The sequence below is a fragment of the Marinomonas ushuaiensis DSM 15871 genome (assembly GCF_000521805.1).
GTDB lineage: Bacteria > Pseudomonadota > Gammaproteobacteria > Pseudomonadales > Marinomonadaceae > Marinomonas > Marinomonas ushuaiensis.
Window position 1 is genome coordinate 374,667 of the sequence record NZ_JAMB01000001.1, and the last position, 16,684, is coordinate 391,350.

15 protein-coding genes are annotated in these 16,684 nt (G+C 43.0%); 3 read left to right on the top strand and 12 right to left on the bottom strand.

The genetic code is table 11. From position 1 onward, the window contains the following. Nucleotides 1–54: 54 nt before the first annotated feature. Nucleotides 55–1,275: a TIGR03862 family flavoprotein gene (locus MUS1_RS01715; protein WP_084035520.1), complete on the top strand. Its 1,221-nt coding sequence runs from the start codon at nucleotides 55–57 to the stop codon at nucleotides 1,273–1,275. A 145-nt stretch (nucleotides 1,276–1,420) separates the two neighbouring features. Here the strand turns inward: MUS1_RS01715 and MUS1_RS01720 are convergent, their stop codons facing one another. The 3 genes from MUS1_RS01720 to MUS1_RS01730 form a co-directional block, all read right to left on the bottom strand. Continuing rightward, complete coding sequence (locus MUS1_RS01720; protein ID WP_036158216.1) at nucleotides 1,421–1,972, bottom strand: porin family protein; 552 nt, start codon at nucleotides 1,970–1,972, stop codon at nucleotides 1,421–1,423. Nucleotides 1,973–2,285: 313 nt separating this feature from the next. Further along, nucleotides 2,286–3,497, bottom strand: a complete 1,212-nt coding sequence (locus tag MUS1_RS01725) for an OmpA family protein (RefSeq protein ID WP_036158219.1) — start codon at nucleotides 3,495–3,497, stop codon at nucleotides 2,286–2,288. A gap of 288 nt (nucleotides 3,498–3,785) precedes the next feature. Then, the gene (locus MUS1_RS01730) at nucleotides 3,786–4,898 is read right to left on the bottom strand and encodes an OmpA family protein (RefSeq protein ID WP_036158222.1); all 1,113 of its coding nucleotides are present in this window, start codon (nucleotides 4,896–4,898) and stop codon (nucleotides 3,786–3,788) included. 394 nt (nucleotides 4,899–5,292) lie between these two features. Between MUS1_RS01730 and MUS1_RS01735 the strand changes: the two genes are divergently transcribed. After that, nucleotides 5,293–5,865 (top strand): MATE family efflux transporter, encoded by a 573-nt coding sequence (locus MUS1_RS01735; protein ID WP_084035521.1) that lies wholly within the window; start codon nucleotides 5,293–5,295, stop codon nucleotides 5,863–5,865. Between the two features lie 4 nt (nucleotides 5,866–5,869). Here the strand turns inward: MUS1_RS01735 and MUS1_RS01740 are convergent, their stop codons facing one another. From MUS1_RS01740 to MUS1_RS01775, 9 genes are all read right to left on the bottom strand, one after another. Then, nucleotides 5,870–6,763, bottom strand: coding sequence for a phytanoyl-CoA dioxygenase family protein (locus tag MUS1_RS01740; RefSeq protein WP_036158223.1), 894 nt, complete (start codon nucleotides 6,761–6,763; stop codon nucleotides 5,870–5,872). Between the two features lie 175 nt (nucleotides 6,764–6,938). Then, nucleotides 6,939–7,592: a glutathione S-transferase family protein gene (locus MUS1_RS01745; protein WP_036158227.1), complete on the bottom strand. Its 654-nt coding sequence runs from the start codon at nucleotides 7,590–7,592 to the stop codon at nucleotides 6,939–6,941. A 129-nt stretch (nucleotides 7,593–7,721) separates the two neighbouring features. After that, the gene (locus MUS1_RS16155) at nucleotides 7,722–7,898 is read right to left on the bottom strand and encodes a hypothetical protein (protein WP_211236409.1); all 177 of its coding nucleotides are present in this window, start codon (nucleotides 7,896–7,898) and stop codon (nucleotides 7,722–7,724) included. 174 nt (nucleotides 7,899–8,072) lie between these two features. Further along, a complete protein-coding gene (locus tag MUS1_RS01750; protein WP_036158229.1) occupies nucleotides 8,073–9,794 on the bottom strand; it encodes an ABC transporter substrate-binding protein in 1,722 nt (573 codons plus the stop codon). 98 nt (nucleotides 9,795–9,892) lie between these two features. Then, a complete protein-coding gene (locus tag MUS1_RS01755; RefSeq protein ID WP_036158232.1) occupies nucleotides 9,893–10,165 on the bottom strand; it encodes a DUF2160 domain-containing protein in 273 nt (90 codons plus the stop codon). A gap of 11 nt (nucleotides 10,166–10,176) precedes the next feature. Beyond that, nucleotides 10,177–11,037 (bottom strand): carbohydrate ABC transporter permease, encoded by an 861-nt coding sequence (locus MUS1_RS01760; RefSeq protein WP_245595709.1) that lies wholly within the window; start codon nucleotides 11,035–11,037, stop codon nucleotides 10,177–10,179. A gap of 10 nt (nucleotides 11,038–11,047) precedes the next feature. Beyond that, nucleotides 11,048–11,917 (bottom strand): carbohydrate ABC transporter permease, encoded by an 870-nt coding sequence (locus tag MUS1_RS01765; protein ID WP_036158235.1) that lies wholly within the window; start codon nucleotides 11,915–11,917, stop codon nucleotides 11,048–11,050. Beyond that, nucleotides 11,907–13,070, bottom strand: a complete 1,164-nt coding sequence (locus MUS1_RS01770) for an ABC transporter ATP-binding protein (RefSeq protein ID WP_036158239.1) — start codon at nucleotides 13,068–13,070, stop codon at nucleotides 11,907–11,909. Before MUS1_RS01770 ends, MUS1_RS01765 begins: the two co-directional genes overlap by 11 nt. A gap of 2 nt (nucleotides 13,071–13,072) precedes the next feature. Next, nucleotides 13,073–14,161, bottom strand: a complete 1,089-nt coding sequence (locus MUS1_RS01775; protein ID WP_036158242.1) for an ABC transporter ATP-binding protein — start codon at nucleotides 14,159–14,161, stop codon at nucleotides 13,073–13,075. Between the two features lie 382 nt (nucleotides 14,162–14,543). Between MUS1_RS01775 and MUS1_RS01780 the strand changes: the two genes are divergently transcribed. Further along, nucleotides 14,544–16,601 (top strand): sigma-54-dependent Fis family transcriptional regulator, encoded by a 2,058-nt coding sequence (locus tag MUS1_RS01780; RefSeq protein WP_084035522.1) that lies wholly within the window; start codon nucleotides 14,544–14,546, stop codon nucleotides 16,599–16,601. Nucleotides 16,602–16,684: the final 83 nt, after the last annotated feature.

Here is a 16,684-nt window from a genome sequence, read left to right on the forward strand (position 1 = left end):
TATCATGCACTTTTATTTTATTGGTGAGTGATTTTATAAATGAGCGGCGGACAAATGCAGAAAACAGTAATTATTGTCGGCGCAGGTCCAGCAGGCTTAATGGCGGCAGAAGGCATTTGTGCCGCGGGCCATCAAGTTCATGTCTACGACGCTAAACCCAGTGCTTGCCGCAAATTTTTATTGGCGGGTGTTGGTGGTATGAACATAACTCATTCCGAAGCCTACCCTGAGTTTATCCAACGTTATTATGATAAAGCCGACTGGCTCGATTCCGCAATTTCTCAATTTGATGCTAATGCTTTGTGCGACTGGATTCACGACTTAGGCATTGAAACCTTTGTTGGTACGTCTGGACGTGTTTTCCCAAAAGAAATGAAGGCGGCGCCTTTATTGCGGAACTGGCTGAAACGTTTGCGTGAATCTGGTGTGGAATTCCACATGCGCCATAAAATGATCGCTTTAGAAAACAACCAAGCGGCATTTGATCATGGTGGCGAACAAGTGATTGCCAAAGCCGATGCCATTGTTTTGGCAATGGGTGGCGCGAGCTGGCCGAAATTAGGCTCTGACGGTGCTTGGCTGCCTGTTTTACAAGATAATGGTGTGACGGTGGCGCCATTACAGAGTGCGAATTGTGGCTTCTACAGCGAATGGAGTGAGCATTTACAAACTAAGTTTGCCGGCAGTCCTTTAAAAGATGTTTCCTTCTCGTTTACTTTGAGTGATGGCAAGGTGGTTTCTAAAAAGGGCGAATGCATTGTCACCAAAGATGGTATGGAAGGCAGTTTGATTTATGCCTTTTCCAAATACATTCGTGACGACATTAATGCCTCAGGCAGTGCAGGTATTATGATGGATTTTTTGCCTTTGCAAAGCGAAGAGCAAATAATCAAAAAACTGCGTAACACCAAACCCAAAGAATCCTTCAGTAAGTACTTAAAACGCACGCTGGGCATCAGCGGTGTGAAAACAGCGCTTTTGTATGAAACCTATGAAAAGAGCCAATATCAAACGCCAGAAACACTCGCTCGGTGTTTGAAATCAGTACCAGCAAGTTTTTACAAAACCAAACCCATTGAAGAGGTTATTTCCAGCGCGGGTGGTGTATGTGAAAATGCCGTAAATGAAAAGCTCATGCTGAACGCCATACCGAGTGTATTTTGTGCCGGTGAAATGCTGGACTGGGAAGCACCAACCGGCGGTTACCTCCTGACTGCATGTTTCGCAACGGGCCATTTAGCGGCACAAGGTGTGAATGATTGGTTAGCTAGCTGATTAGTCTGGAAGCTTATTAAGCTAGATAGCATACCGAAAATAAAAAATGCCCAACGTTTCCATTGGAACATTGGGCATTTCTGTTTTTATAAAGCGCTATTATAAAAGTGAATGATTAATTAATGAGTGGCTGATTTAGCCTTCATTAATAATTCGTGTGGTTTTCTGGGCGACCAAAAGAGTACTGTACGCCAAGAGAAGTCACGTTATCTAAGTAGTTGTCTTCAATATCCTTCACTAATCGAAAATCAGCACGAAGGTCGACGTCTTTGCTGAGTGCGTATTTCACACCGCCACCAGCGTTAATAAATAGGTTTGTGCTTGAGTCATTACCGTCAACATCCATGATACCAGCACCTGCTGCTAAATAAGGTGTTAGCTTCACCGTTGTGAACTCTGGCAAGGTGTATAAACCATCAACTCGTAACTGGTCTAAATCATTGTTCTGTCCGTTCTCACGGACATCAGAGTTTAGGTAAACGGCTTCGATTGCCAATGGGCTATGGAACTGGTAACCAACGCCAATAGAATAAGACGTATCGTCGCCTGCTTGTCGATCACCATCGGCGTTGTAGAGGCCAATACTGGGTGTCACCGTGATGCCAGGTTTTGGAGTTTGTGCGTATGCCATTGTTGCGAGTGATGCTGCAATCAAGACACCGCTAAAGAGAGTACGTTTTGTAAAAGTTGTAGACATGAAATTTCTCCTAATGAACATAATGTTTGTTGTTCACAGTCAGAATACGCTAATCATTCTTCTTGAAAAGCCCCTATGAAATGCGTAAATAATAGGGCATGTACTGCTTCTGCCCAATCATGACGTAGGCTTTACTAAAGTGGTTGTATCTAGAGAATTTAAAGGCTGAAACAGCCTAGAATGGTGGAAGAAATGCATCGCTTATTACAATACTTTTGCACTTCTAAATGGTCAAAAGTCATTGTGGGGAGAGTAAGTAAGACAAAAAAAACGCCTGATGTTGTCATCAGGCGCTTGTTTGATCTTTTATTACTTACGCTTCGTTTGAAGAGATAACCGCGGTTACTCGACGGTTAATACTGCGGTTAGATTCAGTATCGTTGTTAAGTAAAGGTTGTTCTTCTCCGTAGCCAATAGCACTTACGCGTTCTGCTGAAATACCAAAATCGTTAACTAATACATCAACAATTGCTTGTGCACGTTTTTCAGAGATCGCTTGGTTGTAGCTAGCTGAACCTCGGTCATCTGTGTGGCCTTCGATAATTGCGTTTGTATTTGGGTACTCTGTTAGGAAATCAGCAACTTCTTCGATTTGAGTGTAATATTTTTGGTCAACAACAATAGAATTGTTACCGAACTGAACATCTAAACGTACAGATTTTTGACTTTCTAGAACAAGGTAACAGCCTTTCTCGTCGACTTTTGCGCCAGAAGCAGAGTTTGCACACATATCAAGATGGTTAGCTATACCGTCTTTGTCTGTATCCAGTGCACAACCTGTTGCGTCAACAGAAACATTTGCTGAAGTGGCTAAGCAAAGATCACTTTCATCTTTTATGCCATCGTTATCGGTATCAGTATTTTCTACTTTTACTTCAGCGATTTTTTCTTCAGCGTCCGCGATTTTTTCTTCTACTTGTTCTTTGATCGCTGCAACTTCTTCTTCGTATTCAGGTTTCTTTTCTTCCACAGCTTCTGCGAATTTTTCCTTTAGACCTGACTTATCAACAAGATCGCCACCAAAAACAAAATGCAAACCAATCGTTGTTAGATTATCTAGTTCATGGTCTTCAATATCCTTGATTAAACGAAAATCACCACGCAATGATAGTGTGTCATTTAATGCGTATTTCAAACCGCCGCCAGCATTTATTAACGCATTGTTAGATCCTGGACTTAAGTCAGTTGTACCAACACCCGCAGCTAAGTAAGGGGTGAATTGATTACGTTCTTCTAAATGATACAGGCCATCTAAACGGAATTGATCTGCGTCTACGCTGGTACTACCTGTTGATGTTTTGCTATCCGCGTTTAAGTAAACAAACTCTACCGCCCATGGATTACCAAACTGATAACCTAAACCAAGTGATAAAGCTGTGTCGTTTTTAATACCACGGTGGTTGTCCATATTGTAGTAGCCAATACTTGGTGCAATAGTGAAACCTTCTTCAGGTTGAGCTTGTGTTATAGATGAAGCCGCAATAAGGCTGGTAATAAAAATGCGTTTATTTAATAAAAAAGACATGTAAAAGTTTCCTGATAAGTTTTCAAAACTGAATCTAGTAAGAAGAAAAAAATTCTATATTGGCTAGAAAGTTCCGCATTATCGCTTAACAAGATGGGAAATGAAGGTTTTGATACAAAATCGAACATATTCGAAGACGGTTACAAATAAGTGACTTTAAGGGGCTTATGAAAAGAAAAAAAATATGTATTTGAGCTTGATTGGTGGCTTTACAAAGCAAAAAGTCTGCTTAGAAAATGCTTTTTAAGCAGACTTTTGTTTGGTTTTGATGACTGTTTTTTTACCCTATTACGCTTCGTTTGAAGAGATAACCGCGGTTACTCGACGGTTTGCTTTACGATGCTGGTCTGTGTCATTACTGAATAAAGGCTTTTCTTCGCCGTAACCAATTGCACTGACACGCTTTTCTGAAATCTGGAAAGTATTAATGAGTACATCTGAAATGGCTTGGGCGCGTTCTTCCGAAACGGTTTGGTTGTAACTTGCCGCACCACTGTCATCGGTATGACCTTCAATAACGACCGTACTGTTTGGATTTTCGTTCAAATAGGTCGCTAGCTTTTGAATCTCAGGGTAAAGCGTCTGTTCGACAGTTGTTTTGTTGTTACCAAACTGAACATTTAGTGTGACTGCCGGTTGCGCTTCAATCACTGTCGCTTGTTCAGATAAACTTGGTTCTTCACCTTCTGCAAAAGCCGGCTCATTTAATGCGGATTCTGTTTCGTCAACTGGCTCTGGCTCAACGGTAGGTTCAACAAAGACTTCTGGTTCTGGAGTCGTTTCTTCAATTGGCTCCTGAATAGTGTCTTCAACAGTCGGTTGTTCCATGAAGGTTTTTTCAGTTGCCGCCACTGGTGTGGCTTTTGGGGCTGAGTGACCAAAGGTCATTTGAAGACCAACAGACGTCATATGATCCAGATGATGATCTTCTTGATCGTTCAATAGACGAAAATCAGCACGCAATGAAAGACTGTCATTCAGAGCATATTTAACACCGCCACCAGCATTAAGTTGAGTGTTGTTTGCGCTTGGGTTACTGAAATCTGCTTTACCAATACCTGCCGCTAGATAAGGAGTTAGATTCGTTGAATTGCTAGTTGGTAGGTGATACAAGGCATCTAAGCGATATTGGTCTACATCAACATCTGTGTTGCTGCTAGAGAAGCTGGTATCCGCATTTACATAAACAAACTCCAGCGCCCATGGATTATTAAATTGATAACCTAACCCAAGTGAATACGCTTCGTCATCCTTAGTGTTTCTGTCATCGTCCATATTGTAATAGCCAATACTTGGCGTGATTGTGAACCCTGCTTGCTGTTGCGCCAAGGCCAATGTTGAAAAAGAAGACGCCGTAATAAGGCTGCCAACAAGAGTACGTTTTGCTAAGGTAAAAGACATGTTTTATCTCCTGATAAAAATCAATGTATGTCGTGCTTTTTCTCAGCATAGCGTGTTTTTTTGAGCTTAAAAAATGGTGGGAAAACGACCTGAAACCTTAGTGTTACGTGATGTTTCTCAATCATGACGCAGAGTTGACCTAACAATCATGTTCAACACAGAGATGACCAAAAATAGAGGTCAGAATTGTAAAAAGGGGCGAGATTAATTACATGAATTTTTCGTTTGGAGAAAAAATAAAATGTTCAGTCTTACCGCTATTTCTGTTGAATAATAGACCGTGTGATTTACTTATATTGTCTTAGTCGTAATGTGTCGTAAGGACAACGATGTCTTCCCCGTCTTATCTTAGAAAAAACATCTCGCTTGGTCATTGGCACTCAATGGTTTGTTGATGCAGTCTATGTTGATAATAGATACGCTGCTTATTTCTCCTTTAGGGGAGATCCCTTTGGCGGCGTTGGGCATTGCCTCTGCGATTAGTATCAGTCAGTCTATCGGTTCTAAAAAACTAGATGGCTTAGCGGTAAACATTAATAAAAGTATCGACGTTGCGGTGATCGTCTCTATCATTTGCGCGGGCTTGTTTGTTGTTTTGTACTTCTTTCTACCGAGTATTTATCCAGATTTGGAAGCGGAAACGTATTTGGCATTAAGCATGATTGTGCCTTTGTATATCTTTTTGCCGATTGTGCGTGGCTATAACAAGGTGCACGAGCATATTTTGAGAGCCTTGGGCAAAACTACCTCAGTGTTCAAAATCAACTTCATTGGCCAATGGGTTATTTCTATACCACTTTGTGCATTGTTGATTTTACATTTTGAGGCGTCTATTTTTTGGGCGTTTGCGATGCAACCATTTGAAGAAATAGTCAAAGCCTTACCGTTTAGACTACTTGCTCGTAAATCTGTGAAGGAGTTCGATCAAGCTAAGATGGACGAACTCATGTATGACGACGATAAATAGAAGATTAGACACTGCGTCTAAAATCGAGTCGTATGACTTGTCGTGGAAGCCTTGATACATTGGCTGACGTCGAATGAAGACAGCGCGGGTTGAGTATGATGATGTCGCCTGCGGAGCCTGTAAGGGAAACCACTTTTTGCTCGATGCCATTGAAGGTGCCGCCTTCTTGGACGAATTGTTTGATGCGCTGTTCTGGTGTACTTTCTGTCACCAGCGCTTTCATCCAAGGGTCTTCTTGTGTGAGCGGTTCTAATAGGTTATCGGTCGTCAGCAAGCGTGTGTTTTTAGGATCATCAATCAATCCGCTGTTCACAGAATCAAAGGCTTTTATTGCTGCTTCCTGATCTGGGCTGGCGATTCTCTCGGCGAGTTGTTCTGCGCGACGATGAGAGCCTGAAACCACCACCGTTGCACCCATATCGACACTGACGTCATCGAGTAATAAAAAGACGAATAGACTCCACGGATTCGAATCTCCAACGACGATCGGTTCATCATTGTGCCAAGACTTATATGGCACATTCCATTTGGTTTCGCTACCCGGAAAACTCAACAGGGAATACCAAAGGTCTAACGGACGCAACGTGTAGTCGCTAAATATTGGATCGATTGCCGACTGCATCATCTCTTCTATCGCGTCGAATTTGCCAGACGCTTTTAAGTCTCGCATCATCGGCCCCATGCCATTTAAACGTTTTGCGCCTGAGCCACCAACAGGATTACTAGAGTTGCGAAACCATGTACTTGGATTACTAAGAGAAATGTCAAATTTATTATTCACTTCATGCCAAAACTGTCCGCGAAGGTGTGTGATTTTCTTAACATCGATGACATTCGAAAGCTTAAGAAAACCTGTCTTTTGGAAGGCTTTCAATTGAGAGAATGAAGTGCTTGTCATCGCTGAAGTTCCTGTAAATATTAGAGTGTGAGCGTTTCAATCGTCGATATTAACATTGTTGCTTGCAAACACTCTTTGGAGTGTTTGCGGTTTAAATGTGAATAAACAATGAGAACCTTATCTCAATTAGGCTTATTTTTGAGACAAGTGTTTATTTCTTGCTGGTCACTATGACTTAAATGTCTTCGCCAGCTTCATCGGCATCAATAATTTCTGTTTCAGCCAGTGCGTCTTCTAACCACTCTTGCATTGAAGGGTGGGCGAGCATGTTGGCCATGTAGGCTTGTGCTGTGTCGGAAACCGCAACTTTATACGTTGTAAAACGGAAAATGACAGGAGCAAAAAACACATCTGCTAAGCTAAATTCACCAAATAAATAAGCGCCGTTGGATGCATTTTCAGTGCGTAACCTTGACCAAATCCCATCGAGAGTTTGAATTTCTTTTAATGCTTTTTCGCTGAGTTCAAGGTGTCTTTTCGCTCGACAGTTCATTGGCATTTCGCCGCGAATACCAAACAAACCTGAATGCATATCAGCTACGATAGAGCGAGCGACGGCGCGTTTGTTTTTATCCTCAGGCCAGCCTTTGCCTTGTAAATATTCTTCGTTGATGTATTCACAAATCGAGAGAGAATCCCACACATTGAGATCACCATCCACCAAAACAGGGACTTTTCCCGCAGGGGAATGCTTTGCTAATTCGGTGTAAAAAGACTTACTGATTAGACTTAATTTTACTTCTTCAAAAGGTACATTGAAGGCTTTTAATGCTAACCAGCCACGCAGTGACCAAGATGAGTAGTTTTTGTTACCAATGATGAGTTTCATATCATTTCCTATTTATGAAAATTGGTTTGGATGTCGAATGAAATTGAGTATGGCAGCTTGTATTTTTTAAGGCGAATTATTTTATCTAATGTGGTGTTACGAAAATTAATGTCTTTAAACGTGAAGACATTAGTTTTTATTTAGGGTGTGTTGTTGCCTAGCGTAAGCTGATAATAGACCAACCTTTATCTTGTGCTGTTTTCTTAAAATAGGATCTGGATCAATAGCGATAGGGAAATGCACTTTATCAAGAAGCGGTAAGTCGTTGTGTTTTTGTAATAAAACATGTGCTTTTGGCAATGTCATAGTCGTCCATATAAGCATGATTTACGGCTAAGAAATCGGTTGGAGTATGTCAGCTTCGGCTCATTTCGGCTAAACCTTTGTTGAATGGAAAAGGTAGAAGAGACTTCTTGGAAGCCAGAAAAAAAAAGACCGGCCTAAGCCGGTCAAACACATAGGGAGTCTACGAAAAAGTCACTATTCCCAAGAACGAAGTAACTCGTCATAGGCAATGGTAACGCCTTTCGGCTTCTCATTAGATATTTTCGCTTTTGGTGCACCTGGTTGAGCCAACCAGTAAGCTTCATCACGAGGTGTGTTCAGCTTAGGTCCACAAATATCTTGTACTTTTGCACGCTCAAGACGATTCATTACCTTGTCTTGTGCTTCTGCTAGACCGTTCAAGGCTTCTTGTGGAGTGGCTTCACCGCTCGCTGCTTGCGAGATGTATTGCCACCAAAGTTGAGCCAGTTTTGGATAATCAGGAACGTTCGTACCCGTTGGCGACCATTCTTTACGAGCAGGTCCTTTGTAGAACTCAACCAAACCACCCAGTTTTGGCGCCGCAGCAGCCATTTCAGGTGAGTTGATATCTGACTCACGAATTGGCGTTAAGCCAACCAGTGTTTTCTGCAAAGAAACCGTTTTCGCTGTCGTGAACTGGGCATACAACCAAGCCGCTAGGCGGCGATCATCCGGAGTAGAATTCATGAAGGTCCAAGCGCCAACGTCTTGATAACCTTTCTTCATGCCTTCTTCCCAGTATGGCCCAACCGGCGATGGCGCCATACGCCATTTCGGTGTGCCATCGTCATTTACAACTGGAAGACCTTTGGTTGTCATGTCAGCAGTAAAGGCGGTGTACCAGAATATTTGCTGAGCTACGCCACCTTGCGCTGGCACAGGACCAGATTCAGAGAAAGTCATTCCCTGTGCTTCTGGTGGCGCATATTTACGCAACCAATCTACGTATTTTGTGGTTGCGTAAACAGCCGCTGGGCCGTTCGTTGCACCACCACGAGAAACACTAGAACCCACAGGATGACAGGCTTCAACACGAATACCCCATTCATCAACAGGTAATCCGTTTGGAATGCCTTTATCGCCCGCACCCGCCATAGAGAACCAAGCATCTGTGAAACGCCAGCCAAGAGAAGGGTCTTTTTTACCGTAATCCATGTGGCCGTAAACACGTTCGCCATCGATGTTTTTCACTTTATCTGTGAAGAACTCAGCGATGTCTTCATAAGCAGACCAGTTAACGGGTACGCCTAGGTCATAGCCATAGATGGATTTGAATTTCGCTTTTAGGTCAGCACGAGCAAACCAGTCAGCACGGAACCAATAAAGGTTGGCGAATTGCTGAGTCGGTAATTGGTAAAGTTTACCGTCTGGCCCGGTTGTGAAATCTAAACCGATGAAATCGTTAAGATCCAAAGTAGGAGATGTGTAAGCTTTGCCGTCGCCTTCTATCATGTCAGAAATAGGGACAACTTTACCGTAACGAAAATGCGTACCGATCAAGTCGGAATCATTGATGTAGGCGTCGTAAATGTTACGACCAGATTGCATTTGAGTTTGCAGTTTCTCAACAACATCACCTTCTTGGATCAAGTCGTGGTTGACCTTGATGCCAGTGATTTCCTCAAAAGCTTTAGCTAAGACTTGAGACTCGTATTTGTGTGTCGTTAGTGTTTCTGACGCCACATTAATTTCCATACCACGGAATTTTTTCGCGGCGTCGGTGAACCATTGCAACTCACTAAGTTGTTGCTTCTTGGTTAACGTTGAAACAGAAAATTCGTTATCTACCCATTTTTCTGCTGCATCAGAATACGCATCTGCCCAGATATTGGCAGAATGTAACATGACAGCAAAGGGTAAGGCGGCCAGTGCAATTTTTTTCTTATTGTAGCGCATGTTTTACCTCAACAAAGTTTAGTTTTTGGCTTCCGTGCCAGACAGTCCATCGTACCTATTGATTAGGAACGCTGATGAAGGAAAGTGCGAACACTTCCCTAACCCCAACGCATTAGGATTAACATCCAAAATGCGCTCAGAACGGTTGCCACCGCGATATTCACATCCGTTAAAGCAACGAATGCGAGGTGGATAAAAGCGCTGCTAAGCAGGCCAATAAATAGGCGATCACCACGAGTTGTTGCCAATGGCAAGAAGCCACGACGCTCAACACAAGGCGATACAATTTGCCATGTGGTCATACCGACCAAGATCACAGCAATGCCGATAAAGAATAGGGCTGTCGGTAATGTCCAAGACATCCAAGCCATAATGATTCTCCTTATACTCGACCAAGAGCAAAGCCCTTCGCCACATGGTTACGAACAAAATAAATGACCAGCATTCCTGGAATAATTGTGAGTACACCCGCCGCAGCGAGCAGTCCCCAATCCATTCCTGATGCAGATACAGTACGGGTCATAATGGCAGCGATAGGCTTGGCGTCGACCGACGTTAAAGTACGCGCCAACAAAAGCTCTACCCAAGAGAACATGAAACAGAAGAAGGCCGTCACACCGATTCCTGAACGGATCAAAGGAATGAAGATGCGTACAAAGAACTTTGGAAAAGAGTAACCATCGATATAGGCGGTTTCGTCAATTTCACGGGGCACACCGCTCATAAAGCCTTCCAATATCCACACAGCCAAAGGTACGGTAAAAATACAGTGCGCCAGCGCCACGGCAATGTGAGTATCGAACAAACCCACAGAAGAATAGAGCTGGAAGAAAGGCAGTAAGAATACTGCTGGTGGCGCCATGCGATTTGAAAGTAACCAGAAAAACATGTGTTTATCGCCAATGAATCGATAGCGACTAAAAGCGTAGGCAGCGGGTAATGCGACCAACAGACTAATAACCATGTTCATGGAAACGTAAAAAATCGAGTTGACGTAACCCATGTACCAAGTTGAATCGCTGAAGATCTTAGCGTAGTTCTCCAAAGTGAAATCAGCAGGGAAGAACGACAATCCACTGAGAATTTCTGTATTGGTTTTGAATGACATATTCACCAACCAATAGATTGGTAACAGTAGTAAAACAACGTAAAGCACGAGACCAAAACGGCCACGTAAATTTGCGTTACGCGCCTTGCGTTCTGCACGACTGAAAACGGGTGCTTGTTCTTTTGAAGATTGCATGATTCCGCTCCTATTTGTCTTTTTGCATGTTCATGATGGTGGTGTAGAACACCCAGCACACGAGCAAGATGATTAAGAAGTACACCAGTGAGAACGCGGCAGCTGGACCAAGATCAAATTGTCCAATGGCTTGCTGTACTAAAGACTGGCTTAAAAAGGTCGTTGAACTCCCTGGACCGCCACCTGTCAGCACAAAGGGTTCGGTGTAAATCATGAAAGAATCCATAAAGCGTAATAACACGCCAATGATCAGTACGTTCGTTAACTTAGGCAGTTGGATATAACGGAACACCGCCCAACGAGAAGCACGATCGATACGAGCCGCTTGGTAATAGACTTCAGGAATGGCGCGCAAGCCGGAATAGCACAACAGCGCAACCAAAGGTGTCCAATGCCAAACATCCATCAAGACAACGGTTAACCACGCATCCATAGGATTAGACGCATAGTTATAATCGACACCGATGTAACTCATAAAAGCTCCAAACAAACCTATGTCCGCGCGGCCAAATATTTGCCAAATCGTCCCAACAACGTTCCATGGAATCAGCAGAGGAATCGCCACAAGTATCAAAGCCAAAGACGCGCCTCGACCTTTTGTTGGCATCATCAAGGCAACGCAAATACCCAGTGGTACTTCAATTGCCAAAATGGTGAAGGAATAGATAAACTGACGCAGTAAAGCTTCATGCAAACGGCTGTCTAACATGACTTGTTTGAACCACTCAGTACCAACAAAGTAGCGAGTATAAGGGTCAAAAATATCCTGTACCGAATAGTTCACTACCGTCATTAAAGGAATGATGGCCGAGAAGGCAACGATTAAGAAAACGGGCATTACAAGGAGCCATGCCTTGTTGTTTTCGACTTTAGTTTGCATGGTCGGTCTCCTTGCTCTGAAGGGTCAGATCAACATTTTGAAGAGGTAAATCTACCAAATACTCATCCACATAAATCTTTGTCCACTGTTCTGGGAAGCTGACGTAGATTTGTCCAGAAGGCACTTTTTGATCTTCGCTCAGGCGTGCTTTCATCATTTGTCCATGAAATAAGAAGGACAAAATTTTATAGGTGCCAAGGTCTTCTACGTAGTCCACTTCTACCGCAAAGGCATCGTCGTTTTTGCCTTCCCAAACATGGACAAATTCAGGACGAATACCGAGGGTTATCTTGCTGGTTCCCATGTTCTTTAAATGCACTAACATCGCGACACTGGTTGGGATGACGTGGTCGCCAAAGACGATTTCGTCTTTTTTACTGCTCTCATTGCTTCTTAATTCGGCTTCGAAGAAGTTCATCCCCGGACTGCCAATAAAGTAACCAACGAAAGTGTGAGCTGGATTCTCAAATAGTTCTCGTGGTGTACCGAACTGCACGATTTGCCCGTTGTACATTACGGCGATTTTGTCGGCGAAGGTCGATGCTTCCAACTGATCGTGGGTGACATAAACCATGGTGATGTTGAACTGCTCGTGAATCTGCTTGAGCTTACGACGCAATTTCCATTTCAGCTGAGGGTCAATAACAGTGAGCGGCTCATCAAACAAAATCGCTGATACGTCATCACGAACCAAACCGCGACCCATGGAGACTTTTTGTTTTTGGTCAGCAGATAAGCCTTTGGCTTTTCGTTGTAATTGATCAGAGAGCTCTAGAATTTCTGCCACTTCATGAACTTTAGAGGTGATCTTATGTTTTGGAACACCAATGTTACGCAATGGAAAGGCAAGGTTATCGAACACCGTCATGGTGTCGTATACCACGGGAAACTGGAAAACTTGGGCGATGTTGCGTTCTTCTGGTTTCAGTTCGTTGACGCGTTTTCCATCAAACAAAACCTCACCATTAGAGGGTTCTAATAAACCAGAAATGATATTCAAAAGTGTTGATTTACCACAGCCTGATGGACCAAGTAATGCAAACGCACCGCCCTGTTCCCAAACATGAGTCATTTCACGAATAGCGTAATCTTCTGGTCGCGTTGGGTTTTCAGCATAGCTGTGAGCCAAAGCGTTTAATGTTATTTCAGCCATGGTTATTGCTCCCTCATTCGTGCTGGGGAATGCACCATTTTGCCCTGATGATTAAAGGCATAAAGTTTGTGCGTCGGAAAGTAGACTTTAATTTCTTGATCTACTTGATAGGGGTGAACACCAGACAAATGCAGTACTAAATCGAAATGCTGGTTGTGTACGTGCAAGAAGGTTTCTGATCCACTGATTTCTGCCAAATCTACTCGGACAGGTAATTCCAAATCGTCATCAGAATGTGGTACCAAACCAATATGAGAAGCACGTACACCAAATTGATATTCTCCTGGTGTTAGGCGACGTAAATCGTTGTTTAAACGAAAATGCACTGTGTCATCGAAGGTAACTTCTTCTTCACTGACTCGGCCTGGCACAATATTGATTGGCGGTTCAGAAAACATTTCTGCAGTGATGATGTCTTTTGGTTGATGGTAAACCTGAGCCGTTGGACCCATTTGCAACAAACGACCTTCGTTTAACACCGCTGTATTACCACCGAGAGCAAGCGCTTCGTTTGGCTCTGTGGTGGCGTAAATCGCAATGCAGTTACGTGCTTTAAATAAAGCTCGTAGTTCTTGGCGTAATTCTTCGCGCAATTTGTAATCAAGGTTAACGAGAGGTTCGTCGAAAAGAATGATTTGCGAATCTTTTACCAGCGCTCGAGCCATGGCAGTACGTTGTTGCTGGCCACCTGAAAGTTGTAACGGAAGGCGATCGAGGAAAGGGTCGATGCGCAACATTTCAGCGGTTTCACGAACACGACGATCAACTTCCGCTTCATCCATTTTCGCGAGACGAAGTGGCGAGGCGATGTTTTCGTAAACCGTAAGATTGGGGTAATTGATGAATTGTTGGTACACCATGGAGATGTTGCGATCACGAACGGCCACACCTGTGACGTCCACGCCATTCATGATGATTTTGCCAGTAGTGGGTCTATCAAGACCCGCCATGAGTCGCATCAGCGTCGTTTTACCAGACAGGGTTCGGCCTAGTAGTACATTGAAAGAGCCTGGTTCGAGAGTCAGATTGACTTGATCGATCCAAGTTTCACCTTCAACAACGCGCGATACATTCTGCAGCGTCAAAGACATTGTCGATACCTTCTTCTTGTTATTATTTTTTTATTCTGTGTATTCAGGGTAATGCTTTTTTAAAATCGAGTGTTTACGTTGAAAAGTGAACACACACATACCCAAGTTACATTACAAGTCTCATGCCAAAACTATTTTCCCTTGTGGTTAATGTTTTATCTTGTTGATATATATGAAATTTTTTTATATTTGTCATACATTTAGAAGGTTTTCATTTTCGAAAGAGGGCTGTTCAGGAGTGTTCAAAGTGTTTACAGTTCACCTATGATTATGAACACCTCATGCACAGTTTGTCCTTTTTTTGACGGTTGCTTGTATGGGGAAGGTGATAAAAAGGCGCATGGATTTATGCTCCTTCACCCCAGTGATTTTGGAGCTGGATATGCAAGACGAAGATGAAAAACAACAACAAAATCAACAAGACGTTAATGCATCAGAGAGATCAGATTCCCAAGAATCGAGTCTAAAACAGAGTCATAAAGATCGAATTCAAGATTCGTGGTACCGCTGTGAGCAATTTGGATTAGATCACGGTAGCCGCCCTGACTTTGCCACTTTACAGAAAGGCACGCTGAACGATTTAGTGGATCAACATCGTAGTTTGTTGGAAACCACTGAGAACGAAGTGCTTCCTTACTATGAAAACATTCTCAGTAATTCTGCCTGCATGATTGTTTTGGCAGACCGCCAAGGTCATGTATTAAATACGTGGGGACAACCTCGCTTTGGTAGTGCAGCGGAGCATGGCTTGATTGGCGGTAACCAGTGGAGTGAAATGGGCGCGGGCACCAATGCAATTGGTACTGCTTTGATCACTGGAGAAGCGATTCAAGTTGGCCGAGACGAACATTTCCTCAGAGCCAATCGTTTTATGGTGGGTTCCGCATCGCCTATTTACAATACGAAAAACGATTTAGTCGGTGTGCTAGATATTTCATCGGATGCCTATTTACCGCAGGATCACACCTTCGGGATGGTGAAGCTTATGTCGCTGAGCGTAGAAAATCGTCTGATTTTTTCCGCCTTCCAACAAGAGCATTTTATTCTTAGTTTTAATACGAATGTGGTCAGTTTGGACAGTCATTGGTCGGGTATTTTGGTACTCGACGAAAACGGCACGATTGTGTCTGCGAACCGTCGAGCTGAAGTGGTTTTAGCACGAGATTTAGCTTTGTTGAATATCAACCAGATATTCGATATCGAAATGCGTGAAATCAAACATCATCCTGCCAGTTTACCGATGAAATTGATCGCCATGGGGCGTTATCAGTTTTACGTCAAAGTGATTCCTCCAGTGCAACAAATCATGCGCGTGCCAGACTTCCGACAACGTGCAGATTATGTGTCACCGGCAGAATTAAATGCTTCCTCTGGTAGTGTTTTGGACAAGGGTAATCAGATTGAAAATGACCAAATTGAAAGCCTTCAAGTAGAAAAATCGGCAACTCAAAAAGTGGTTGAAAAAATGACTGAAGAGAATAATAAGGCTCTTTCAAATATTCCCGACAACGTCATTCCGCTGGCTGAATTACAGCATGGCGATGAAAATGTAGAACGTCTGGTTTGCCAAGCCCATAAAATTATGGAGAAAGACATTCCGATCTTGATTCATGGTGAAACCGGTGCAGGAAAAGAAATTTTTGTACGCAGTTTACATTATCACAGCTCTCGTTCGAAAGAGATGCTGGTGGCGGTGAATTGTGCTGCTATTCCGTCAGATCTGGTTGAGTCTGAACTTTTTGGTTATGAAAAAGGCGCTTTTACTGGTGCTCAAAATAAAGGTTCCATTGGGCTGATTCGCCGTGCACATCGAGGCACATTATTTCTTGATGAAATTGGCGAAATGCCGATGGCAGTGCAATCGCGTTTATTGCGAGTTCTGCAGGAAAGAGTTGTCACGCCTTTAGGTTCCACCGAAGTGTACCCTGTTGATATTAAACTTATTTCAGCGACAAATAGGGCGCTTAAAACTGAAATTAAAGAAGGCCGTTTTCGACAAGATTTGTATTATCGTATTTCGGGTTTGAACATTAAATTACCGGCTTTACGAGAACGCACGGATAGGGCTGAATTGATTCAGTATTTACATAATCGATTGCGAAAAGAAGAACCCGGCCCTGCGTTATCGGAAGAAATGATAGACCTTTTGGTTAAACATCCTTGGCCAGGCAATATACGTCAACTTGCCCATGTACTCAAAGTCGGTATGGCGATGGCGGATGGAGAAATACTCGAAGAGTGGCATTTACCGGATGATTTTTTTGATGATTTAGATGAAATGGAAGAGATGTCGTTACACCCAAATGTTGAACAAGAGGAACCGTTAGAAAAACGGATTCCTCGATTGTTAAACGAGTTCAAAGGTAACGTATCGAAAACAGCGAAAATAGCTGGAGTTAGTCGTAATACAGTCTATAAATACACCAAGCAGATGCGTTGAATTATATTTTTACAATTCTTACTTATATTTTTCTGTCTTAATTTGATATAAACATAGTAATATCGATTTTAAATACAGTGAAC